Below are 21,746 nucleotides of genomic sequence, written 5' to 3'. Positions count from 1 at the left end.
CGTAGTCTACAGTTTGATCCAAGCCGTCTTGAGGTTGATGTATTTATCAATCGCATGCAGCGATTTGTCGTGACCATTGCCCGATTGGCCGACGCCACCCAATGGGACGGTGCCATCGGCCCCGCCGTAGGTGTTCACATGCATCACCCCGGTGCGCACCGCCCGAACCATTCGATGCGCCCGCGACAGGTTCGAGGTCCAGACAGCCCCGGCCAGACCGTATGCCGTGCCATTTGCGATCTGCACTGCCTCAGCTTCCGTCTCGAACCGGGTAACGCCAAGGACGGGACCGAACACTTCTTTCTGGGCCAGGGTGGCATCAGGGGTGACATCAGTCAAAATCGCAGGTTCCATGAAGTAGCCGCCTGTTTCCTGCATCACGCGCGCCCCGCCTGACACAAGCGTCCCGCCTTCTGCGCGTGCCTGTTCGACAAAGCCGAGGTTCTGTTCCAATTGCCCTTCGGAATTCACCGCCCCGATGGCCGTCGCAAGGTCCAGTGGATCACCCACGCGCATGGCTTGCGCGGCTTTGACGACTTCGGCCACGAATGCGTCGTGGATGGATGCCTCGACCAACAGGCGCGACCCGGCCACACAAACCTGTCCCGCGTTGCGAAAAATACCCGCCGCCGCGACCTTGGCCGCCGCGCCCAGATCAGGGGCATCAGCGAAAATGATGTTGGGGGATTTGCCACCCAGTTCAAGATAGACGCGTTTAAGGTTCGACCGCGCGGCATATTCCAGCAACCGTCGACCGGTGCGGCCCGATCCGGTGAACACCAGCACATCGACATCCATCGACAGACCCAGCGCCTCGCCCACGACAGCACCCTCACCCGTTACCGCGTTCAGGACGCCAGGCGGCAGGCCCGCTTCGTGCGCCAGTTCCACCATCCGCATCAGCGAAAGGGAGGCCGTTTCAGCCGGTTTCAGCACGACCGAATTGCCCATCGCCAGCGCCGGACCCAGCTTCCATGCACCGATCATCAGCGGAAAGTTCCACGGGATGATCGCACCAACCACACCGACAGGTTCACGGTGGATCATGGCAAGAACATCTGCCGGGGTCGGTGCGATCTCCCCGTTAACCTTGTCCAGCGCTTCGGCGTAGTAGCGGATGGTCGCGGCAGCGGAGCCCGGCTCCGCCTTCAGTGCCATGCTGATTTCCGTTCCGTTGTCGCGCACGCCCAGAACCGCCAGTTCAAGCGCACGCGCCTCGATCAGATCGGCCCATCTGTGCAAGACCTTCTTGCGGGCTGCAGGCGGCTGCCCGGCCCAGCGCCCATCCTCGAACGCGCTACGGGCGGCAGCGATGGCGGTCTGCATGTCCGCCGCAGTTCCTTTTGCCATCCGGGTCAGAACCTGCCCATCAACGGGGGAGATCACGTCCATCAATGCGCCATCCGACGCAGCAACGGTCTTGCCATCGATGACGTGAAGCTGGGGCGGAACAGGGAGGTCGCGCAATGCGTCGATGTCGCTTTGGTTCATGATACCTATCGCAGTTGGCTGTCGTGGATGTCGTGATCCTCTTGAGGTTGATGCGCCCGGTATTCGCGCACCAGCGTGCGCAGATGCAACGCCAGCACCAGAAGGATCATCACGAACAGGATGAATGAAATGGGCCGGTCGATCATGTCGAGCGGCGTCTTGAGCCGGGGCAGCGCGGAGCGGAGTTTGACCTCCATGATACCACCCAGCACCATGCCAAGCACGATGGGCACGATGGGCAGGTTCAAACGCTTCAGGATCAGACCGAATACCCCGAACCCGGCCGCAATCATGCAATCGGTCAACGAATTGCGCAGCGAATAGACCCCCACGAATGACAGGATCAGGATCAACACCCCCAGAAAACGGGTCGGTACGCGAATGATCCTGGTCAACAGGTTGGTCGAGAACAGCAAGAACACCATGACGATGATGTTCAGCAGGATAAGCGCGAGGTAGAGGCCATAGACCAGATCGATGTTGTTCTGGAAAAGCTGTGGACCGGGGATGACATTGTGCACGTAAAACACCGACAGCATCATCGCGGTCAGCGCCTCCCCCGGAATGCCAAGGGCAAGCAACGGGATCATCGCAGCGGCGGGGACCGCATTGTTGGCCGCTTCTGACGCTATCAGTCCTTCGGGGGACCCCTTGCCGAAATCATCCGGGGTCCTGGAGGTTTTCTGAGCATAGGTGTAGCTCATGAACTGGGCCGTGAATTCGCCGGTCCCGGGTATCATTCCAAGAATGACACCGAAACCGGAGGCGACCGTCGCGACCCGCTTGTGTTTCATTAACTCCTTGATGCCCGCCGTCATCCGGCCCTTGACGGGTCTGGCATCGGGGCTTTCGTCCGGCGCCATCAAAAGCACGAAGGCCTGACTGAGGGCGAACAGTCCCAGCACGACGACGATCAGATTGATCCCGGAGCTTAGGAACGAATAACCGAAAGTGTAACGCTGGGTATAGGTGACAGCGTCCAGACCGATGGTCTGCAAGAAGATCCCCAGCATCGCCAGAAAGCCCGCCGCAAAGATCTGCCCGCGGTGTGCCAGTATGACAAGGATCACCCCAAGGAGTGCGGCCAGAAAAATCTCCCTGCTGCCGAACATCGGCGCGATCAGGGCCAGCACCGGTGACAGGAGGATCAGGCAAACGATGCCAAAGATACCGCCCCAGAAGGACGCGCTGTAGGCCAGCGACACCGCGCGATGGGCTTCGCCGCGCTGGGTCATCGGGTAGCCATCGTAAGACGTCAGGGCATTTACCGCCGTTCCGGGCGTGTTAATCAATACCGCCGGGATCGCACCGCCGTACATGGACGATCCGTAGATGCCCAGCAGCATGGTCAATCCGACAATGGGATCAAGCGAGAACGTGGCAGGCAGCAGAATCGCGATGGCAACCGCGGGTCCGACACCGGGGATCGCGCCGATGATCACGCCACCCACGGACCCCACCAACAGCGCCAGCATCACATCCCAGCGCGCCAGCATTTCGGCCCCGGCAAGCAGATTTTCCATCGCGTGCTCCGATCAGAAGTAGGTCAGCATGATCTGCCGCAGCCCGTCGGGCAACGCCTCGTAAATCCGGCCTGCGGGCAACTTGACCTGAAGGAATGACTTGAACAGCAACACGATCACCACAGCACTTGCAGCAGCAGCCGCAATGGCATGGGCGCTGCGATACCCCGCCCGCAAGGTAAGCAGGACCGAAAAGATCAGCGTGGCCGGAAGATAGCCCGCCCAAGGCATGACGGCCGCGTAGGCGATGAACCATCCTGCATATTCCAGTGACGCCAGCCAGAGCCAGACCTCTTTCCAGCGGCCCTCGATCCGCTCGGACAACATCGAACCAAGCAGATGGCACGCCGCGAAACCCGCCATGCAGATCAGCGAAACAGCGGGCCAGAACCGCGGTTGCGCAAAAAGCTTGCCGCCGGGTTTGAACACCGTCTGCGTGAAAATCTGCGACAGCAGGAACAGGCAGACCGCCAGCAGGACCCACGCAAACACGATATCACCCGGTCGGCGATATCGCTTGAACAGCACTTGCAGCGTCTTTGTGCGCGACATGACGGTGTCCTGTATGATGAACGCGGCGGGCATGTCCGGGTAGCAACGCCGCCCGGAGGATGCGCCCGCCCGTTTATTCGGAAAGCAGCGTTTCGATGCCTTTCAAGGTCTCAATGTCCTTGGCTATCTGCGCTGACACCTCATCGGCGGACTGCCAGTAGACGGCAGCACCGGTTTCAGCAGCCAATTTCTGTGCCCGTTCAGACATCACCGTCTTTTCGGCAACGGCAATAATCTTGTCGCGGACGTCTTGCGGCGTGTCCTTGTGCACAAACAGGCCGTTCCAAAGTGCGACGTTCAGATCCGGTGCAAGCTCCGCCACGGTGGGGGCATCGGGGATCAGGGGGATACGCTCCGACCCGATGGAGGCAAGCACCTTCACGTCATCAAGGCAGGGCAGGATCAGTTGCAATGTTGTGTTGATGACGTCCACATCGCCTGACGCGAGCGTGTTGCAATCCAGCGCGTCAAATGCCGCATCCGATGCAAAGGAAAAGCCCATCTGCTTGGCCAGACCGAATGTCACCTGCGTGGGCACCAGCGGCGCGCCGAAGTGGCCCAGAACGACATCGTTGCTGCCTGCGTGTTCGGCAAGACCCGCCATGTCATCATAGGGTGCATTCCCGCCCGCCGCGATAACGAAGGGATAGGTCAGGAAATTGCCCAATGGCTCAAACGGATCCGGGTTCAATTCGGGAATGCCGATCTGCGGGCCAACAACCGGAATGGCGATGATGAACGAACCGATCGTATATCCATCCGCAGGCGCATTCGCGACTTCAATGGCACCCGGGAAAGGTCCGCCCCCGCCACCGGGCTTGTTTACCACCGCTGCCGCGACGCCGTAGGTATCCTGAAAGTCCTCGGCAATCATCCGGGTCAGCACGTCTTCAAGGTCGCCGGGCGGCCACGGCACGATGAATTCGACGGGTTTTTCGGGATACTCAGCAAGCACGGGCGTCCCGGCCGCGCTGAGCGCCAGCGCTGCGGCGGCAAGTGATCTGGCAAATGTAGACATTCGGTTCTCCCTCTTGTGGTTCATATATTGAACCTATATTTTGAAAAAAGGTTGCCTTGTTAAGTACAGTATGTCAAATTTTTTCTGAAACCAGATCGAAAGTGATGCTCTGAATGTCAGCCGCCGGAAAAACGCTTGCGCTTTTGTCCTTCTTCTCCGCCTCCCGTCCGGAGATTGGGCTGTCCGAATTCTGCAAACTCGCGAAGCGCGACAAGGCAACCACATATCGCCACCTTCAAACCCTTGAGGAATCGGGATTTATCGAGCAGGACGCGCTGACGAAACGCTATCGCCTTGGCCCCATCGTCCTGCAACTTGCCCAGACCCGCGAGATCACCGTCCCGCGCAAACGCGGAACGGAAGCGCCGTTGCTGGCGCTTGCAGAAGCCACGGGCGAAACCAGCCACGTGTCGGTCCTGTCGGGGACGACGGTCTACGCGCTTGCCGCCTGCGAATCGCGACAGCACAGCATCCGCGCGATTGTCGACATCCAGACTTTCCCACTGCACGCGACCGCATCCGGGCTTTGCACGCTTGCCTTCGGCCCCGACACGCTTTTTGACGTGGCCGTCGCCAACATGGAACAATTCACGACCAACACGATTGTCACGCAAACCGAACTTGAAAGCGCAGTCGCCACTGTGCGCGAGACAGGTTTTGCATGGTCCAATCGCAGCTTCGAAGATGACATCCAAAGTGTATCCGCCCCCCTGTTCGATCAGACAGGTGCCTTCGCGGGAACGGTTACGGTCGCAGCGGTCGCCGCCCGCGTCGCGCCGGGTATCGCGCCGTCCATCCAGCGGTATCTGATCACCGCAAGCCGCGACATTACCCGCAACTGGGGTGGTTCGGTTCCGCAAGATATCGAGGCCATTTGGTCCCGTACTCTGTCAAACCCCCATATGCTGGAGCGCGCATCATGAAGGATTCGAACTTCCTTAAGGAAAACAACGGACGCGTGATGTGGCACCCCATGACCTCTCCGCAGGACAGCATCGACGCGCCCCCAAAGATCATCACCGGATCCAGCGGCGTGCGCATCACTGATATTGACGGCCATGAAGTCGTTGATGGGGTTGGCGGCCTCTGGAACGTCAACCTTGGCTATTCCTGCCAGCCCGTGAAAGATGCCATCACGGAGCAGCTTGCCAAACTGCCGTATTATTCGACTTTCCGGGGTGCATCGAACGATGCGGCAATTGAACTGGCATACGAATTGAACGCATTCTTCGCGCCGGATGGCATGCGGCGGTCCTTTTTCACTTCTGGCGGTTCGGATTCGGTTGAAACCTCCCTGCGTCTTGCCCGGCAGTATCACAAGCTGCGTGGGGAACCCGGGCGGATCAAATTCCTCAGCCTGAAAAAGGGCTATCACGGCACCCATATGGGCGGGGCAAGTGTGAACGGGAACGCCAATTTCCGAACCGCATACGAGCCGCTTTTGCCGGGATGCTTTCACATTCCTGCACCCTACACGTATCGCAACCCGTTTAACGTAAGTGATCCAGAAAAACTGGCGCAGTTGTGCGCCGCAGCTCTTGAGGACGAGATCGCGTTCCAAGGGGCAAACACCATCGCCGCAATGATCGTGGAGCCCATTCTGGGCGCGGGTGGAGTGATCCCGCCGCACAAAACCTTCTTGCCGATGGTGCGTGATATCTGTGACAGGAACGGGATCCTCCTGATCACAGACGAGGTCATCACGGCATACGGACGCACCGGCGCTTGGTCGGGTGCCCGCCTTTGGGGGGTGAAGCCTGACATGATGTGCACTGCAAAGGCCATCACGAACGGTTACTTTCCGTTCGGTGCGGTGATGCTTGGCGAAAAGCTGGTAGACGCCTTCGAGAACAATCCCAGCGCCAAGATCGGGCATGGGTACACCTATTCAGGGCATCCCGTAGGGGCCGCAGCTGCGCTGGTGTGTCTTGCGGAAACCAAGCGGCTGAACGTCGTCGAAAACGCAGCCGCGCGCGGAGATCAGATATTCGAAGGCTGCGCGGCGTTGATGAAAAAGCATGAAATCGTCGGCGACGTGCGCGGCGGGCATGGACTTATGACGGCCATCGAACTGGTCAGTGATCGTGCGACGAAAAAACCCGTCGACCCGGACGTGGCCGCGAACGTTCAGGAAATCGCCTATCAATCCGGTGCGATGATCCGCATTTCAGGGGCAAACATCATTCTGTCGCCCCCGCTTGTTGTCACCGAAGAAGATGCAATTGCACTTCTTGACGCGCTCGATTCCGCCCTGGGCGCCGCATGATAGACGCCATCCCCTTCCGGCAGTGAGTCTCGGCGGTTTATCGCTTGTGGGGGCGACACATCAGGCAAGCCACCAGCACTACGTCATAGCTTAATGCGACAAAGTGTACGCACGCATATGCAAAGCTTCAGAAGTTGCGGGAGAAGGCAAGTTGGAGCGTACTTTTATCATATGTGCACTGGATCCCATTGTTCAGATGGATCTGGTGGGTGCCTTGCATGCCCATTTCCCGGATTGCAAAGCCGTTGTCCTGAATGCCGCGCATGAAATATCGCAGCATCTTGATCAGGCCGTCACGTCTTGCTGCCTGTTTGTCAGCAGCAGGTTGTGGTCTCAGGATGCAGGTGCCCTGTTCCACGACATTGCTGCACGCGGCGGGCAGATTGTGACCATCGGCGGGATCAAGGCCGCAGACGTGCCCGCGACGATCCTGGAAACACCATTCACAACCCAAATGATGCTTGAAGCAGTCACAGAGGCCAAAGCGAGAGCTGGTTAGCGCCGTTTTCGTTCGGCCTGCGCACCGGCCTGCAAGCCGTACATAAATGCCTGAACGATTGGAGGGCCGCCAACTTCCGCCTTCCGACTTTCCGCTTTGGTCGGCGCTGATGTATCCGAACTTCCAGAACCGACACCGATCATGATCAAGCCGATCCCAAGATAGCAGCCAGCGATGATCAGGGCTGTCATCTGCAGTCCGACAACCGGGACCAGGGCGAACCACCCTGCGACGGTCAGGAAAGCCGTTCCTACCGCACACAAAAGCAGGCCTCCGGAAAGAAGACCTGCCCGCTTGGCAGTGTTTGCCACCTTTTGCTCAATATCGAACATCAGCTATTTCCGTGATCCCAAAAAGCCGATCAGAAACCCGACCCCAGCCGCAAGGCCAAGCGCCGTCGCCGGTTGGGTTTTGATAAAGTGGTTGGCCTGATCCTGAATTTCCATGGCTTGCAGGCGGGCTGTCTCGGCTGAATCATGCAGCTTCGCGCGCACTTCGGCAGCCTTCGCATTTGCTGCCGCTATCGCTTCGTCGCCCTTTGCTTTTCCAAGATCCCCGATGATCTCTGTCAGGGAACTCAGATCATTCCGAAGGATTTCGACCTGCTTGGCGAGGTCTGCTGAACTGATTGAATCTTTGTTTCCGTTGAGTGTGGTGCTTGTGTTCGCCATCGTCTCTCTCCTGTCTTGCGTGCTGGACATGAAACGACTTCAGTCCCGCTCCGGTTCCGAAAAAAATTTCGAAAAATTCTTGGAACAGGATGTCAGGCAATTCGGTTTGCGTTCCAATGGCGCAGCACCCTCGTTGCGTGTACTCAAAAAGGAACCATTCCCATGCTCTATTATTCATTGATCTTCCTGGTGGTCGCTCTGATCGCGGCCCTCTTCGGCTTTGGCGGCATCGCTTCAGCATCCGCAGGGATCGCCCAGATCCTGTTCGTGATCTTTGTCGTCTTGTTCCTAGGAACGCTGATCATGCAGTTGGTGCGTCGGTAAGCCGACCGCCTCCTGGGTTGATGCTTCTGAAGAGATCATTTCGTCTTTAACTCACTCGACGTCGTTGCCAAACCGACTGAGATTTCAGACGGTGGGCGCGGACCCGCGACCACCGCAAGAGGACTTCGTGAAATCCTTGCGGATACCTACAGACTTACATTCAAGAGGCCATGCGTTCTACTGCAACGTGGAAGGACCACTGTTCTATTCGATCCACAACCTCACTGAAGGAGAGTACAAGAACATGTACGCTGCAGCGGACGAGCTGGCCGAAAGGAGACGTGCCGTTGGCCGGATGGCACCGAATGGTTGGCGTTTCAAGAACAGGCCGCATGGATGTTGCGCGCGTTGACCGCCAAAGAACAGAAATAGCCTTGCGCGTCCCCGCATGGGATTTGTTCCATGTTATTTCTGGGACCGGCACGCAGTTGCCCCAAGATCCGGGGGCGCACGCCGTACAGCCTGATCCCGCTGGCGGCCACAACCGGCGATATTTACCAAAGTCCGCTGCATCTGGAATTCTTTATGGAACCAACGGGTCCATCAGACGTTTGATCATCGAACCATTTAGGAGATGATTAATGTCAGCACCTGACACAAATATCGACAAACAAACGCGCCGTCACAAAGCACCCCTGCTGGGAATTGGCATCGTTGCCATTTTCGCGGGTGCCCTGTTCTTGGCACTGACCGGGTGGACCCTGACCGGAGGTGAAGAGGACGAAGGTGTAGACGCCGTCGTGCCCGTGGCGACCGACCAATAACGTCATTTCATTTCAATCATCAATCGGCGGCCTTTCTACAGGCCGCCGTTTTTTTAGACGTGCAGCGCGTCACAGTAGCCAAAGAATGATACCGGTCGCCACCGCGCCCACCGTGAGAGTGACCGCGGTAATGATCATGTTGCGACCAGACTGCACATTTGTATCATTTGCATCCATGCGTCTTTGAGTGTTCTGGCTCCGCTTTGCAGCAGCCCAGAAGATCAGTATCGCGCAGCCGACGAAAAGCTCAGCCACTGCTTTGGCCACAAGCGGGTAGTCAGTAGCGGAAAACACGGCGCGCAGACCCAGAGCCAGTGCGATACATGCCATCCCGGTACGCATCCAAGCGGCGAATGTTCGTTCGTTCGCGAGCACAGTGCGATCTTCGGCCCAATCGGTGCGCGTATCGGCTAGCTCTTCGGATTTAGACTGGTCGTCATTTTCGGTGTCAGCCATGTTCATTCCGCCAATCCCAAAAAAAGTGCGCGGGCCGCAGCCCACGCATTTCAATGTTCAAGTTTTCGATCGTTGTTTTCAGGCAACGCGCTGTTGACCGCGCGGACCAGCAATAAGCCAGATAATAAAGCCAACAAGTGGCAGGATCAGGACGAGCAATGTCCACAATACCTTTGAACCTGTCGATGCACCTGATCCGATGATCGAAACGATCGCCCAGATGTTCAGGACCAGCAGGATAAAACCACCAATACCAGCATATTCCATGTCAAAAAGCTCCTCTGCTTGTGTGTTGTTACCCAGATAACTCGCAGGTGCCGCAAAAAGTTCCTCCGCCAGGCCTATTTCTGCTCCGGCAACTCCTGTCGCACCTGTCCGAACGCCAACAGCGCGAAGATCGCCGTCCCGCCAAGGATGTTGCCAGCCAATACTGGAAGGAAAAATCCAAAGACCGCTTGTCCGGGCGGCAGAAGACCCTGAATCAACAGGAATGCCATTTCGACCGAACCGGCAATGATATGCGTGAAATCACCTGCCGCAATCAGCCACGTGAACGTCAGGATCAAGAAGAAACCGAACCCTTCAGATTCGGGGAGCATCCAGACGATTGCCGCAACCAGCAGTCCTGCCGGGATTGCGCGCTGAAACCCTTCTGCGGCAGTGAAGCCTGTGGCGTGGCGTGATAGCTCTTCGATGGCCGGCAGCAGTTCGGCGGGAATTGCCGAAGTATACGCAAAGACCAGTGCCGCACCGAATGCCCCGACGACATTGGCCGCCAGAACGATGGCCCACAAGGATGCCGTCCGGCGCAACATAGCAGGTGTCGGATTATGCATGACAGGCAAGACAGTTGTAATCGTGTTCTCCGTAAATAGCTGCATGCGCCCCAGAATCACTACCAGAAACCCAAGACTGTATCCTAGGTTTTCAACAAGATAGCGCCACGCCGTGTCGGGCAGATAAGTTCGGAAGATTGCTTCACCGAGGACAGACAGCGAAATCATGATCCCGGCCGCGACCCCTGACCACATCAGGGACCGGTTCGGGCGCTCGAGTTCTTCTTCACCTTCCCGTCGGATGATTTCGAAAATCAGCTTTGGGGAAAGGTTTTCGGCTTCTTCGACTGATCGGTCACTGAAATGATTTTGCGCCATCGTGTGTCTTCCTTGCTCAAATAATCGCGGCTCAACGCATCTGTGGGACAATACGTTCCGCCGAAATGGAACTGTTGTCGCCCTGATGCGTTTGTGCAAGACGTCGCGCGGCCCGCCGCCGCGTCAAAAGTTGCGTGAATACAAGATGAAGGAAGACCGATGGAACAGATCGAAGACGTCACGAACACACTTTGGGGACAACTGACATCCCTGTTCCAGATGGAAATCTACAACGGCAAATCACTTGCGGATTTGTTGACGCTGGAGGCCATGCTTGGTCTTGCGGGCAACGTCTTGGCTGCGATTTTGCTGATCCTTCTGGGCTTTGCAGTCTCAGGGTTCCTGAGCCGACGCATCCGGAACGTGGCAGACAAGCACGCGAGCCTCGACAAGACCCTGTTCAGTTTTCTGGGCAACATTGTCCGCTATGTCGTTCTGGCATTCACCGGCTTGTTTGTGCTCAACACCTTTGGGGTACAGACGACCTCGATCATTGCCGTCATCGGCGCTGCTGGCCTTGCCGTCGGCCTTGCGCTTCAGGGGACGCTGTCAAATGTCGCCGCGGGTGTGATGATCATTCTGTTCCGCCCGCTCAAAGTCGGAGACTTTGTGCAAGTTGACGATGTGATGGGAACGGTGAAGGAAATCACACTGAACTATATCGAATTGGCGGACCTTAGTAACGTGCGTGTGGTCGTTCCCAATTCAGAAGTCTGGGGCAATACGATCAAGAACTACTCCGGCTACGACACACGCCGGGCAGAGTGGACGTTTGGTGTGGGTTACGGTGTGAACCTCGCGCAGGCTGAGAAGGTAATCCGCGACACTGTGATGGCTGACCCGCGGTCGCATCCCGAACCGGAGCCTTTCTTGCAGGTCAACAACCTTGGCGGCAGCAGCGTCGACTTCTTGCTGCGGGTCTGGTGTGACGCCAGTGACTACTTTCAATATCAGGCCGACATGAAACGGAAGGTGAAAGAGGCACTTGATGCAGCAGATATCAACATCCCATTCCCGACGCGTACCGTTGTAGTGGAATCCGACGTAGCTGTTGATCTGACAGACCATGCTGCTGCCGCCGAATAGCAGCGCAGCCGGTATTTAAGCCAGCGAAAGCCTGTCTTCCGTTTCCCGAAGGAGCGCAAGGGCGGTTGCATTATCCGTCTCGGATTGCAGCCGCTCAAGTATTTGCGCCAGATGCGCGCTGACGATCCTGTCATCGCGGACGTAAGGCGCGATGTTGCCGACTGCCGATTTCAGAATGGCTTCGAAGGAAATCGTGCGGTAGCGCAATCTGCCCTGTGGCCGCGCGCGGATCCCACCTTCGTAGTTCGCCGCCGTGCTTAGCCCGACGTACATCCAGTTGATACAGTTGATCGCCGTGAAAGGGTCATTCACCCCCGGCGACATCGCGCGTGCGACCATCTCGACCAGTTGTGCGACAATGAATTCGGGATTTTGCGCCTCCGTCGGGACGGATCCCAATGCAAAACAGTCCTTCAATTTATGCACCAGATCGTCAGACAGGCTGGATGTCGTCCAGACGTTCAGAATTGGTGTGCTGGGAGACACGAAATCCCCCGCGACCCGATCGATGGAAATGAAGAGGGAGTGTTCCTGTGCAAGTTCCGCCAAACGTTGTCGATTCCATGTCTGGATATAGCCGCTGTTGGCAAGGAAAAATTGTTCATCCGCGTCCCGACTTGGAAATGGTCCGGCGTCTACGGCCACGTGGTCCTCGTCGCGGGAGATATAGGTCTTGAGGGCAGATTGCAGTCGCGCTCCAAGCTCCGCAGTAATGTTGGAGACGTTGATGATCTCGGGGATGTGGTGCACGAAATAGATCATCGACATCACGGCAATTGCCGTAAGCCCCAGAGCAATGGCGAGCGACAGATGCGGCACAAAAGCTGCGCCATTGTCTTCGGGACCGAATTGACTTTGTACAGCGCGCAGGATGAGCAACGTATAGACAAATGTAGCGATCAGAATCCCAAGGCTCCACTGATTACCACGGTCGCGCATGAAATTACCGATCAGACGCGGACCAAAGTTGCCGGATGCGAAGGACACAGCGACAATCGTCATCGAAAACATCACGCCCGCCACACCGATCATGGACTGCGAGATCAGCGCCAGTGTTGACCTCGCCCCCTCAACCTGCGTCGTTCGCCAGCCCTCTGGCAGGATTTGAAATGTGTGATCCACATAGAGCGTCACCTGCGCAAGAACGACTGCCAGAAGCGCGAGAATTGTGGGCAAAAACCAGTAACTTGCGCGTATGTCATTGAAATATTTCGCGATCAGGGCGCGCTTGCTCATGATGTCTTCCAATCAAGCTCTCTCGGGGCCAGGGATATTGCGCAAGATGTGCCCTTGAGCATCCAAACAGACCGACCTAGGTTCAACTATCCGCTATCCTCAAACCGCGCGGGTGACAATCTTCTTGCTGCTGTTCGGCGGCTAGGGTCGCATACACTGCGAATGCAGCATCAGTTCCAAGCCGGTTGCGGTCCACCACCGCACCAAAACAAGAGACCACGCTTCATGATCAGCTTCGTAATGTTTCTCGTTTGGCTGGCTGCGCTGGTCATTGTGGTGGCGACAGCGCTGCCGCTTACTCGCAGCGTGCGATGGTGGGTCCGGGCCTGGGAATTCCCCAGATTGCATATCGCCATTTGTGCGCTCGTTGTTTTGTTCCTGATCTTCGCGCTGCCCATGGCTTTCAAGGACCTGCTGATTGTCACGATTGCGGCCTGCATGATCTACCAGCTGATGCGCGTTTTCCCCTACACCCGTTTGGCACCCACGGAAATCCCGATCAGCGCGGGGGTGCCAGAAGACAGCAAGTTAAAGTTGTTTTCGGCAAACGTCTTGATGGAAAACAGCCGCAAGGGCGACCTTATCAATATTATTGAGCGGGAAGACCCTGATGTCCTTTTTCTGATGGAGATCAATCAAAGTTGGCTTGACGCCCTAGAGGACATATTGGATCGATATCCAACAGTGGTGACCTATCCACAGGACAACTATTACGGATTGGTTTTCGCGACCCGTCTGACCGCGCCTAGCGCCGATGTGGTCTTTCTGTCCGACGACAATACCCCGACCCTGCGCGCCGAACTTCTTGGTCCGGATGGGACGGGGTTCAATTTCGTTGGCCTGCATCCCAGACCGCCCGTACCGGGGAACACGACCGCAGAACGGGATGAGCAGATCAAGAAAGCCGCGGTCTTTACCGGCAACGCCGATTGGCCCACTGTCTGTATGGGGGATTTCAACGATGTCGCCTGGTCATGGACAAGCCGCAGGTTCAAACAGTACGGCAGCTATCTGGAACCGCGTGTCGGACGGGGAATGTTTTCGACATTTCACGCGCAATACCCCTTGCTGAGCGTACCGATCGATCAACTCTACCTTACCGATGGAGTAGGCCTGGTCTCGTTCGGCAGACTTGAAGAATTTGGGTCGGATCATTTCCCGATCCATGCCGTCATTACATTCCATGAAATTCAGACGAACAGTTGATGGTGCGGAGTATGCGCCTCCTTTAATCATCGGTCTTTTACATTGAGGAACCTGCCCGGCGCAGCCGCTTTGGCGTTGCTTACATAATCGGTCGCACTTTGGGGCCGTCTGATGTGGTCAGCCCGACCTCAGCCAGTGCCGGAAGGTCGTGGATTTGCAGTTCAGGACCTTCCCAACCGATCAACTGACGCGATTTGAGTGTACCGATGGTTTTGTTGGTATGTACCAGCGACAACCCCAAGGCATCGGCCAGATCCCTTTGTTTGAATGGGAAACGCACCATGCCTTCCTCACCAAGGCCGGAAGCGCGCATCCGCAGGTAAATCCGGACAAAGGCCCAAGCCAACGATTGCAGCGCTGTGCGCTGGCCCAGCGTCGTCAGGCTTTCGCCCAGAAAATGCTCCTCCACTGCAGCCAGCCAAGCCAACTCAAACCCGCGTTCGGGGTAGGCCTTTACAAAATTCCACAACTCGGCCCGATCGAAAACGCACAAAGTCATCTTTGATGTTGCGTCGACCGAATGCCCCATTTCCCCCATGAGACCGGATTGCAGACCCAGAAAGTCACCTGGAAAGACGAAGTTGATAACCTGCCGTTCCCCGTTTTCGAGGAACCGGTACCTGATCCCCATTCCATGCAAAACCGTGAACAATTGTGGGCTGTTCGATCCCTCCAGCAGGATCGGCGTTCCCGGATCGACCACAAGTTCGCCAACCTTGAAACGCTGCATGGCGGCGACATCGTCCTGTGACATCGGCGCAAAAAGATCCTTGCGGCGCATGGGGCAGTACTTGCAGTCGGTCGCCAATATTTACGTCCTTCGCTGGAGGAGGAACATCCACTCCGGGTATAGGGGAATAGGTTACCCTAACTCGAAAATGGGCGCATCTGCTAACTTAAATGACGTAGGTGTATCGGGCCGATGACACCGAAAGGCCGACCTGACCCAACAATTTCCATTGCCCGTCGTGTCAGGGCAAATGGCATATGTCCCCGCGCCAACGCTGCAACTTCATCCCTTCCAAAATACTCGCAAGACACCGACCTGCACGCGGAACAATCCTGCACCGGCGACGTTGAGACAACAGAAAGGGTGGCGGCACATGATTTCGCCCGACCCTCAACCGAAGCAATGAAAGGACACCACATGAATTGGGACCAGATTGAAGGCAAATGGAAAGAAATGACAGGTGAAGTCAAAGCCAAGTGGGGCGATCTCACTGACGACGACGTTGCCGAAGTGAATGGCAATCGCGAAGCGCTTGAAGGCAAAATTCAAGCCAAATACGGCAAATCGAAAGAGGAAGCCAAGAAAGAAGTCGACGAGTTCATGAACAACCACTGACACCAACGGGATCGCCGTACAGGCGATCCCAGACCAACTGCCCGCAAACCAGACTGTGCGGGATTTGAAAGGTACACCTGATGCACCGCATAATCTACCTAGTCGGCCTTGTGGTGGTCGTCCTGATTATCCTCAGCATTCTTGGGTTGGTCTGAAAAACCATTCTCGTAACATCGACCGTCTTAAGCTTACCGTATGCGCCGAACCCGACCACAATTGAGCGTCAGTGGCGTACAATCGAATGGTCGTACGTAAGTTAACGAATGTTCCAAATCTGACGTGGTTCGTGCACCAACAGCGATGTCAGTTATTAGTGATCGGTCAGGAGTGACAAATGGATCATCCAACTGACCTTGACACCAAGGTGAGCCCGGGAAGCAGACGATGAGGGATGACATCCACGCCTTGCGCCGCAGCACGACAACGTTGGCAATTATTTCGCTTTTCGTAGTGGCCTATTTCGCGAGAGACCTGCTTCTCCCAATTCTGCTCGGCTTCCTTTTGGCCCTGACTCTGAGCCCCTTGAATAGATCACTACAGCGGGTCGGGCTGCCTGCCGGGTTTTCTGCCACGATCCTGATCATCCTTTCCGCGATTGCCGTCCTAGCGACCGTTTTTTTCGCGGGCGAAACGGCGCGGTCCTGGTCCAACGATGCCCCAAGCATCGCACGCGAACTTCAGCAAAAGCTCAGAGGCGTATCAGAAACGATAGACGCGGTACAAGAAGCGTCTGACGAGGTTGAAGAAATGACGGGCGCGCCAGAGAAAGGTCCTGAAGAAGTTGTTGTCCAGCAACCCGGGCTTCTGAATACAGCCGTCACGGTCGCTGCCAGCACTGTAACGTCTATCGCCGTCGCGCTGATCCTCGCGCTATTTCTATTGGCATCTGGTGATCTGTTTTACGTCAAGTTGGTTCAGGCCTTTCCGACCATGCGCGGCAAGAAACGTGCGCTTGCCACGGTTTATGGAATTGAGAGACGCGTATCGGCGTACTTGCTGACCATCACATTGATAAACGCGGGCCTTGGGGTCTGTGTGGCAGGTGCCCTCTGGCTGCTTGGACTGGAATACGCCTACGTCTGGGGAATCGCGGCGTTTCTCCTGAATTTTCTTCCCATTCTCGGTGCTATCATCGGTGTCGCAATGGTCGCTGTGCACGCCATCATTTATTTTGACACTCTGTCCTACGCAATTCTGGCACCCATCGCGTATCAGATCCTGACCTCGGTAGAGGCACAGTTCATTACGCCCTATCTTGTGGGCAAACGGATGGAATTGAATGTCGTCGCCGTTTTTCTGACCGTTGTGTTGTGGGGGTGGCTTTGGGGGATTGCAGGAACGCTGGTGGCTGTCCCGTTTCTCCTTGTCTTCAAGGTCATCTGTGAGAACTTTGACAACCTCAAGGTGATCGGAAACTTCCTCGGGACGGAAGACGAGCCGGACAAGAACACGGAAGGCTGATAGCGGTCGCATGGGCGCAAAACCACTCCCAGCGCCGCGGGCTACTGCGCAAGCTTCGTCAGAAGTTGAATCAGCAACGGCCCGCTTTGATTGTCAAATAGGTCGGTCAGCACCTTGTCCTGATCTTCAACTTCTTCGCGAATCTGTAGCATCCGTGCCCTACCCAGGTTGGTAAGCAACAAGTTGATCTGACGTTGATCCCGGGCCGAAATCTGACGATGCACCAACCCGTCTGAAACCATGCGGTCTACCAGCTTGCTCAACGCGGGCGGATTGATCAACGCGCGCTTTGCCAAGGTACCCATTGTCTGTTTCTGGCCGATGTCGAGACACTCCATCACCCGCCATGCCTCAATCTGAATGCCATGCTTCTTGAGCCGCGCATTCAGCGCTTGGCTTACAGACCGATGCGCCGCTGCAAGCGCATAGGAAAGGTGGCTATCGAAGGTATTGGGGTCAGTCATCGTTACTCGCACGGTTGATGTTTTCTCGAATTTAGTTGACTTGGAAAGTAATTTCAATTGCTATGTCGGAAAAGACCAGTTTGGTCTTGGGGGATAAGGGTCTGGGACGCTTACCAGAAGATGTGGCACTTCCGATCGAGCTTGCGGAACTCCGTGAGCGTGCGCATCTGTACGCCTCGACCAGTTTTCGCGTCGCTTTGCTGATCCCGATGTGTGGGCCTGCAGGCATCTGGGCACCCTCCTGCATCTCAAGTGCCCAGGTTGCTGCAGCAGAATTAAATAAGAAGAACGGGATCATGGGTCGGCGGGTGCAGTTGATCATGATCGACGCAGCAGTAGAAGCAGGCGAACCCATCGAAGAAATTGTCAATGAGCTTATTGAACTGGGAGCCATAGACGCCATCGTCGGCATGCATCTGAGCGCGGTGCGCCAGCGGCTATCCAAGGTCGTGCGTCAGCGCATCCCCTACATCTACACGCCGCTATATGAGGGGGGCGAAACCACGCCGGGCCTGTTTGCCATCGGCGAAACCCCGCAAGAGCAGCTTGGCCCGGCGATGGCAGTCCTGCAGCATGTCTACCGGCCCCGGCGGTGGGCCTTGATCGGTAACGACTATGTCTGGCCGCGCAGTTCACATTCCTACGCCAAGCACTGTTTGAAACAGATGAACGCCGAACTCGCGATGGAGTGTTACGTCCCCTTCGGTCTACCCCGGATGACCGACCTGGTTGACCGGTTGGAAGCCTCCGGGGCGGATGCCGTGCTGGTGTCGCTGGTGGGTCAGGATGCCGTGAACTTCAATCGGGTGTTCGGGCGACGCGGCTTGCACAAGTCCATTCTGCGCTTGTCTTGCGCGCTTGAGGAAAATGGCCTGATGGCCTGCGGTGAAGGTAATCTGGAGCGCCTGTTCTCAGTTTCATCCTATTTCGGCTCCGTGGCGACTGACGCGAACGCCTCCTTCAAGGAACGCTACTACGCGTTGCATGGGGACATTGCGCCTGCGCTGAATTCAATCGGGCAATCGACGTACGAAGGGCTGCATTATCTGGCCGCGTTGCTGCACGATTTCGGAGAGGTCTGGCGCGAGACGTCCAGCAGTGATGGTCTGCCGGTGATTCACGAAAGCGGGCGAAACTTCGTCAAGAACCGTGAATACAAGCGCCCCGCCATCTATCTTGCGCGTGCTGATGGCGTTCAGTTCTGCGACTTCAAGATGTTGTAAAACATATATTTTTACCTTTATAATTTCCTTTTCAAATAATTTACTTGAATTGGAAATTAAAATCCCCCACCGTAGAAAAACTGATCCGCCGCCCGGCCTGGGGCATAAGAAGCGATGGGGGAAGACAAATTGTATTGGTTTCTTGCACTGATCATCATCGCGGTCGTCTTGCTGGTGGGGATCTGGTTCCTGCTGCGCTTCTACGCCAAGGCATCGCTGGAAAGCGCATTGGTACGTACCGGCATGGGCGGACGCCGTATCCTGACCGATGGGGGCTGTATCGCACTGCCGATCGTGCACCAGGTACAGCGGGTTTCCATGCAGACTGCGGCTGTTTCGGCCTCGCGCACGGGCCGCGACGCGGTGCTGACCGCAGATCCCTTGCGCGCCGATATCGAGATGGAGTTCGAACTTCGCGTTGCGCCAGACCCTGCCAGTATCGCCATTGCCGCGCAGGCTTTTGGGCATCGGATTGCGCGGGGCGCTGAGGCCTTTGAAGATGTGCTGGCCGGACCGCTTGCCAACGCCATCCAGACTGCCGCGGCAGGTCGCAGCCTGAACGACATTCATCAAGAACGTGCCGCCTTCACCGCTGATGTTTCCGCCATGGTGTCCGATCACGCCCAGCGGCTCGGGTTGGAGCTGGTGACGGCGGCGCTTGTTCTGGTGGACCAAAGCGATTTTGCGCAGCGTGACGAAAACAATGCCTTCAACGCTCGCGGCATGCGACGCCTGGCTGAATTGGTGGCGGAAGAGCGCAAAGCCCGCATCGCGGTCGAAACAAGCACTGAAGTGGCCGTGCGCGAACACCGGCTTTCCCAGCATCAAAGGCAGATCGAACTGCAACGCGCCGAACGCGAAGCGGAAATCGCCCAGCAGGAACATCTGGCAAAGCTGGAAGCTGACGCCGAAAGCCGCTCCGCCCAGGCCCGTGCCGAAGCACAGCGCGCGTCAGAGACGATGCGCATCCAGCAAGAACAGGAAATCAAGGCAGCACAGGTCACAAGTGACGAAGCCCTGCGCAAGACCGAGATGCGCGCAGTGCTGGATCTGGAAGAGGCCAAGATTGCCAACGATATCAAGCTGGCACAGGCCCGCACCAAAGAGGCCAAGGCCAAGGCGGATGAAGAGGAAGCCCGCGCGCAAGTCATACTGGCGGCGGAAAACGTGCAGGCGCAGAAAGAACGTGCCGTCACCCAGCGCGAGCGCGAAATTGCAATGCTCAAGCAGGAGCGGGACATAGAACTGGAAGGCGCGCGCGTAAAAAGCGATGTCAGCACGCTGTTGGCCCGTGCGCAAGCTGATGCCTCTGCCCGCACAGCTTCCGCCAATGCGGAAAAGGCGGCGATGGAAGCCGAAGCAGCCGGGCGCGCGGCCCTCAACACTGCCGAGAATACGCTGAGCGATGCGGTGATCCGCATGCGTCTGGAGGAACGCAAACTCGACCGCATGCCGGAAATCATGACGCAGATGATGAAGCCGGTAGAAAAGATCGATTCAATCCGGATCAACCAGATCAGTGGGCCGGGCGGCGGTGTTTCTTCAGGCGGGGAAGGCGTGGACAGCGCCTTTGGCGCCGCGATGGACCAGATCCTTGGCATGGCCGTCAGGTTACCTGCAATGAAGCAGATGGGCGAGGAAATCGGGCTTGATTTCGATGCCCAGACCGCGGGACGGACGGCCGATTACGCCAATCGCATCAAGGACAAAGACGCTTCAAAAACCAAAGAGTGATTTGAATTCACCCCCCTATCCACGAACCAACGGAGGACAACTCATGTCTCTGAACAGGAGAGAACTGCTTGGCGGTGCCGCCGCCCTAACCACAGCAAGCATGTTGCCGCGGGCGGCACTTGCCGCAGACGCGATCAAACTGGGATCGATCCTTGATACCTCGGGCATTTTCGACGCTTACGGAAAGCCCATGGATCAGGCCACCAAACTGGCCGTGAAGCAGATCAACGACGCAGGCGGCCTGCTTGGTCGCCCGGTCGAAGTGGCCGCCTATGACACGCAATCCGACATGGCGCTTTATTCGCAATACGGTCAGCAACTGACCCGTCAGGACAAGGTCGACGTTGTCCACGGGGGCATCCTTTCTGCCTCGCGGGAGGCGATCCGCCAGACCATGCGCAAATCGAAGACGCTGTACTTCTACAACGTGCTCTATGAAGGCGGCGTGTGTGATCGCAATATCTTCATCAATGGCGTCACGCCGGCCCAGCAGGTCGAGGCATTGGTCCCATACGCGATGAGCAAGTCAGGCAAGAAAGTCTATATCCTTGCAGCGGATTACAATTATGGCCAGATCACCGCACGCTGGATTGAAAAGTTCGTCAACGACAATGGCGGAGAGGTTCTGTCCACCGATTTCTTCCCGCTTGATGTGAGCGATTTCGGATCAACCATCGCTAAGATACAGACTGCCGCGCCGGATCTGGTGATCGCCCCGCTCGTGGGTGGTGCGCATCTGTCGTTCTTCCGTCAGTGGGCCGCAGCGGGGATGAAGGACAAGATCCCGCTCGCCTCTACCACGCTGGGCGTAGGCAACGAACACAAGGTCCTTACCCCCGAAGAGGGCAACGGCATCATGTGCGCCTACAACTATTCCCAGGAACTCGACACCCCTGAAAACAACGCGTTCAAGGAAGCATGGGCCGCGATGTTCGACGGTGACCAGTCGATGCACGAGATTGCCGTATCGCAGTACAACGGCCTGCTCACATGGGCCGAAGGCGTCCGCAAGGCAGGTTCGGTTGAGCGCGACGCGGTGATCGAAGCGCTGGAGACGGGCATTTCCATCACCGGCCCGGCGGGCAAGGTCACGGTGGACCCCAAGACCCACCATGCCGTGCTCGACGTCCACCTGATGGAAATGCAGGACCAGCAGATGAAGGTGATCGAGACGCTGCCACAACGGCAGCCCATCGATACGCAGGCCGTCTGCGATCTGTCGGCCAACCCCGACGACAACACGCAGTACGAGATCGACATCTGATCTGAAAGA

24 protein-coding genes are annotated in these 21,746 nt (G+C 56.9%); 11 read left to right on the top strand and 13 right to left on the bottom strand.

Translation table 11 applies throughout. The features are described 5' to 3' along the window. Positions 1-6: 6 nt before the first annotated feature. From AB4X18_RS12850 to AB4X18_RS12835, 4 genes are all read right to left on the bottom strand, one after another. Complete coding sequence (locus AB4X18_RS12850) at positions 7-1,491, bottom strand: aldehyde dehydrogenase (RefSeq protein ID WP_370400466.1); 1,485 nt, start codon at positions 1,489-1,491, stop codon at positions 7-9. A gap of 5 nt (positions 1,492-1,496) precedes the next feature. Further along, a complete protein-coding gene (locus AB4X18_RS12845; protein WP_370400465.1) occupies positions 1,497-3,014 on the bottom strand; it encodes a tripartite tricarboxylate transporter permease in 1,518 nt (505 codons plus the stop codon). 12 nt (positions 3,015-3,026) lie between these two features. Beyond that, positions 3,027-3,566 carry a tripartite tricarboxylate transporter TctB family protein gene (locus tag AB4X18_RS12840; RefSeq protein ID WP_370400464.1) on the bottom strand — a complete coding sequence of 180 codons (540 nt, stop codon included), beginning with the start codon at positions 3,564-3,566 and terminating at the stop codon, positions 3,027-3,029. 73 nt (positions 3,567-3,639) lie between these two features. Next, on the bottom strand, positions 3,640-4,584 hold the full coding sequence (locus AB4X18_RS12835) for a tripartite tricarboxylate transporter substrate binding protein (RefSeq protein ID WP_370400463.1): 945 nt from the start codon (positions 4,582-4,584) through the stop codon (positions 3,640-3,642). Between the two features lie 113 nt (positions 4,585-4,697). Between AB4X18_RS12835 and AB4X18_RS12830 the strand changes: the two genes are divergently transcribed. Both AB4X18_RS12830 and AB4X18_RS12825 read left to right on the top strand, forming a co-directional pair. Further along, a complete protein-coding gene (locus AB4X18_RS12830; protein WP_370400462.1) occupies positions 4,698-5,507 on the top strand; it encodes an IclR family transcriptional regulator in 810 nt (269 codons plus the stop codon). Beyond that, positions 5,504-6,850 carry an aspartate aminotransferase family protein gene (locus tag AB4X18_RS12825; RefSeq protein WP_432816666.1) on the top strand — a complete coding sequence of 449 codons (1,347 nt, stop codon included), beginning with the start codon at positions 5,504-5,506 and terminating at the stop codon, positions 6,848-6,850. The genes AB4X18_RS12830 and AB4X18_RS12825 overlap by 4 nt, the downstream gene beginning before the upstream one ends. Before the next feature lie 127 nt (positions 6,851-6,977). On the opposite strand, the gene AB4X18_RS12820 is transcribed toward AB4X18_RS12825, so the two are convergent. The 3 genes from AB4X18_RS12820 to AB4X18_RS12810 form a co-directional block, all read right to left on the bottom strand. Then, complete coding sequence (locus AB4X18_RS12820; protein WP_370400460.1) at positions 6,978-7,208, bottom strand: hypothetical protein; 231 nt, start codon at positions 7,206-7,208, stop codon at positions 6,978-6,980. A gap of 137 nt (positions 7,209-7,345) precedes the next feature. Further along, on the bottom strand, positions 7,346-7,681 hold the full coding sequence (locus AB4X18_RS12815; RefSeq protein WP_370400459.1) for a phage holin family protein: 336 nt from the start codon (positions 7,679-7,681) through the stop codon (positions 7,346-7,348). A gap of 3 nt (positions 7,682-7,684) precedes the next feature. Then, positions 7,685-8,020, bottom strand: coding sequence for a DUF883 family protein (locus AB4X18_RS12810; RefSeq protein ID WP_370400458.1), 336 nt, complete (start codon positions 8,018-8,020; stop codon positions 7,685-7,687). Positions 8,021-8,182: 162 nt separating this feature from the next. Between AB4X18_RS12810 and AB4X18_RS12805 the strand changes: the two genes are divergently transcribed. Beyond that, positions 8,183-8,344 (top strand): DUF1328 domain-containing protein, encoded by a 162-nt coding sequence (locus AB4X18_RS12805; RefSeq protein WP_370400457.1) that lies wholly within the window; start codon positions 8,183-8,185, stop codon positions 8,342-8,344. 581 nt (positions 8,345-8,925) lie between these two features. Continuing rightward, positions 8,926-9,108 (top strand): hypothetical protein, encoded by a 183-nt coding sequence (locus tag AB4X18_RS12800; RefSeq protein ID WP_370400455.1) that lies wholly within the window; start codon positions 8,926-8,928, stop codon positions 9,106-9,108. A 69-nt stretch (positions 9,109-9,177) separates the two neighbouring features. Here the strand turns inward: AB4X18_RS12800 and AB4X18_RS12795 are convergent, their stop codons facing one another. The 3 genes from AB4X18_RS12795 to AB4X18_RS12785 form a co-directional block, all read right to left on the bottom strand. Further along, complete coding sequence (locus AB4X18_RS12795) at positions 9,178-9,564, bottom strand: YidH family protein (RefSeq protein ID WP_370400454.1); 387 nt, start codon at positions 9,562-9,564, stop codon at positions 9,178-9,180. A 78-nt stretch (positions 9,565-9,642) separates the two neighbouring features. Further along, a complete protein-coding gene (locus AB4X18_RS12790) occupies positions 9,643-9,831 on the bottom strand; it encodes a PLD nuclease N-terminal domain-containing protein (protein ID WP_370400453.1) in 189 nt (62 codons plus the stop codon). Positions 9,832-9,905: 74 nt separating this feature from the next. Then, the gene (locus tag AB4X18_RS12785; protein WP_432817420.1) at positions 9,906-10,718 is read right to left on the bottom strand and encodes a formate/nitrite transporter family protein; all 813 of its coding nucleotides are present in this window, start codon (positions 10,716-10,718) and stop codon (positions 9,906-9,908) included. Between the two features lie 159 nt (positions 10,719-10,877). Between AB4X18_RS12785 and AB4X18_RS12780 the strand changes: the two genes are divergently transcribed. Then, positions 10,878-11,804, top strand: coding sequence for a mechanosensitive ion channel family protein (locus tag AB4X18_RS12780; protein WP_370400451.1), 927 nt, complete (start codon positions 10,878-10,880; stop codon positions 11,802-11,804). Positions 11,805-11,819: 15 nt separating this feature from the next. Here the strand turns inward: AB4X18_RS12780 and AB4X18_RS12775 are convergent, their stop codons facing one another. Then, a complete protein-coding gene (locus AB4X18_RS12775) occupies positions 11,820-13,040 on the bottom strand; it encodes a DUF2254 domain-containing protein (protein WP_370400450.1) in 1,221 nt (406 codons plus the stop codon). Positions 13,041-13,265: 225 nt separating this feature from the next. Between AB4X18_RS12775 and AB4X18_RS12770 the strand changes: the two genes are divergently transcribed. Beyond that, positions 13,266-14,246 carry an endonuclease/exonuclease/phosphatase family protein gene (locus tag AB4X18_RS12770; protein WP_432816665.1) on the top strand — a complete coding sequence of 327 codons (981 nt, stop codon included), beginning with the start codon at positions 13,266-13,268 and terminating at the stop codon, positions 14,244-14,246. 79 nt (positions 14,247-14,325) lie between these two features. Here the strand turns inward: AB4X18_RS12770 and AB4X18_RS12765 are convergent, their stop codons facing one another. Then, the gene (locus tag AB4X18_RS12765; RefSeq protein ID WP_432816664.1) at positions 14,326-15,054 is read right to left on the bottom strand and encodes a Crp/Fnr family transcriptional regulator; all 729 of its coding nucleotides are present in this window, start codon (positions 15,052-15,054) and stop codon (positions 14,326-14,328) included. Between the two features lie 114 nt (positions 15,055-15,168). Here AB4X18_RS12765 and AB4X18_RS12760 point away from each other — a divergent pair, with 114 nt between their 5' ends. Next, positions 15,169-15,591 (top strand): CsbD family protein, encoded by a 423-nt coding sequence (locus AB4X18_RS12760; RefSeq protein WP_370400448.1) that lies wholly within the window; start codon positions 15,169-15,171, stop codon positions 15,589-15,591. 426 nt (positions 15,592-16,017) lie between these two features. Further along, complete coding sequence (locus tag AB4X18_RS12755; RefSeq protein WP_370400447.1) at positions 16,018-17,052, top strand: AI-2E family transporter; 1,035 nt, start codon at positions 16,018-16,020, stop codon at positions 17,050-17,052. A 41-nt stretch (positions 17,053-17,093) separates the two neighbouring features. Here the strand turns inward: AB4X18_RS12755 and AB4X18_RS12750 are convergent, their stop codons facing one another. Further along, positions 17,094-17,573: a MarR family winged helix-turn-helix transcriptional regulator gene (locus AB4X18_RS12750; protein WP_370400446.1), complete on the bottom strand. Its 480-nt coding sequence runs from the start codon at positions 17,571-17,573 to the stop codon at positions 17,094-17,096. Between the two features lie 5 nt (positions 17,574-17,578). On the opposite strand from AB4X18_RS12750, the gene AB4X18_RS12745 reads away from it, so the two are divergent. The 3 genes from AB4X18_RS12745 to AB4X18_RS12735 all read left to right on the top strand — a co-directional run bounded on the left by AB4X18_RS12745 (position 17,579) and on the right by AB4X18_RS12735 (position 21,737). Next, positions 17,579-18,739 (top strand): substrate-binding domain-containing protein, encoded by a 1,161-nt coding sequence (locus AB4X18_RS12745; protein WP_432816663.1) that lies wholly within the window; start codon positions 17,579-17,581, stop codon positions 18,737-18,739. 129 nt (positions 18,740-18,868) lie between these two features. After that, a complete protein-coding gene (locus AB4X18_RS12740; RefSeq protein ID WP_370400444.1) occupies positions 18,869-20,473 on the top strand; it encodes a flotillin domain-containing protein in 1,605 nt (534 codons plus the stop codon). A gap of 43 nt (positions 20,474-20,516) precedes the next feature. Next, entirely contained in the window at positions 20,517-21,737 is a 1,221-nt protein-coding gene (locus tag AB4X18_RS12735) for an urea ABC transporter substrate-binding protein (RefSeq protein ID WP_432816662.1), read from the top strand. The last annotated feature ends 9 nt before the right edge of the window (positions 21,738-21,746 follow it).

Origin of the sequence: Sulfitobacter rhodophyticola, assembly GCF_041281685.2 — a bacterium.
GTDB lineage: Bacteria > Pseudomonadota > Alphaproteobacteria > Rhodobacterales > Rhodobacteraceae > Sulfitobacter.
The sequence above is the reverse complement of the archived record's forward strand: the minus strand, read 5'-3'. Positions and strand labels throughout refer to the sequence as shown.

Excerpts from the sequence above, each read along its gene's own strand:
- AB4X18_RS12800 (WP_370400455.1), top strand. The coding sequence starts at position 8,926 with ATGTCAGCACCTGACACAAATATCGACAAACAAACGCGCCGTCACAAA.
- AB4X18_RS12770 (WP_432816665.1), top strand. The coding sequence starts at position 13,266 with ATGATCAGCTTCGTAATGTTTCTCGTTTGGCTGGCTGCGCTGGTCATT.
- AB4X18_RS12825 (WP_432816666.1), top strand. The coding sequence starts at position 5,504 with ATGAAGGATTCGAACTTCCTTAAGGAAAACAACGGACGCGTGATGTGG.
- AB4X18_RS12805 (WP_370400457.1), top strand. The coding sequence starts at position 8,183 with ATGCTCTATTATTCATTGATCTTCCTGGTGGTCGCTCTGATCGCGGCC.
- AB4X18_RS12745 (WP_432816663.1), top strand. The coding sequence starts at position 17,579 with ATGTCGGAAAAGACCAGTTTGGTCTTGGGGGATAAGGGTCTGGGACGC.
- AB4X18_RS12840 (WP_370400464.1), bottom strand. The coding sequence starts at position 3,566 with ATGTCGCGCACAAAGACGCTGCAAGTGCTGTTCAAGCGATATCGCCGA.
- AB4X18_RS12775 (WP_370400450.1), bottom strand. The coding sequence starts at position 13,040 with ATGAGCAAGCGCGCCCTGATCGCGAAATATTTCAATGACATACGCGCA.
- AB4X18_RS12785 (WP_432817420.1), bottom strand. The coding sequence starts at position 10,718 with ATGGCGCAAAATCATTTCAGTGACCGATCAGTCGAAGAAGCCGAAAAC.
- AB4X18_RS12780 (WP_370400451.1), top strand. The coding sequence starts at position 10,878 with ATGGAACAGATCGAAGACGTCACGAACACACTTTGGGGACAACTGACA.
- AB4X18_RS12845 (WP_370400465.1), bottom strand. The coding sequence starts at position 3,014 with ATGGAAAATCTGCTTGCCGGGGCCGAAATGCTGGCGCGCTGGGATGTG.
- AB4X18_RS12830 (WP_370400462.1), top strand. The coding sequence starts at position 4,698 with ATGTCAGCCGCCGGAAAAACGCTTGCGCTTTTGTCCTTCTTCTCCGCC.
- AB4X18_RS12810 (WP_370400458.1), bottom strand. The coding sequence starts at position 8,020 with ATGGCGAACACAAGCACCACACTCAACGGAAACAAAGATTCAATCAGT.
- AB4X18_RS12850 (WP_370400466.1), bottom strand. The coding sequence starts at position 1,491 with ATGAACCAAAGCGACATCGACGCATTGCGCGACCTCCCTGTTCCGCCC.
- AB4X18_RS12790 (WP_370400453.1), bottom strand. The coding sequence starts at position 9,831 with ATGGAATATGCTGGTATTGGTGGTTTTATCCTGCTGGTCCTGAACATC.
- AB4X18_RS12835 (WP_370400463.1), bottom strand. The coding sequence starts at position 4,584 with ATGTCTACATTTGCCAGATCACTTGCCGCCGCAGCGCTGGCGCTCAGC.
- AB4X18_RS12735 (WP_432816662.1), top strand. The coding sequence starts at position 20,517 with ATGTCTCTGAACAGGAGAGAACTGCTTGGCGGTGCCGCCGCCCTAACC.
- AB4X18_RS12760 (WP_370400448.1), top strand. The coding sequence starts at position 15,169 with ATGACACCGAAAGGCCGACCTGACCCAACAATTTCCATTGCCCGTCGT.
- AB4X18_RS12795 (WP_370400454.1), bottom strand. The coding sequence starts at position 9,564 with ATGGCTGACACCGAAAATGACGACCAGTCTAAATCCGAAGAGCTAGCC.
- AB4X18_RS12815 (WP_370400459.1), bottom strand. The coding sequence starts at position 7,681 with ATGTTCGATATTGAGCAAAAGGTGGCAAACACTGCCAAGCGGGCAGGT.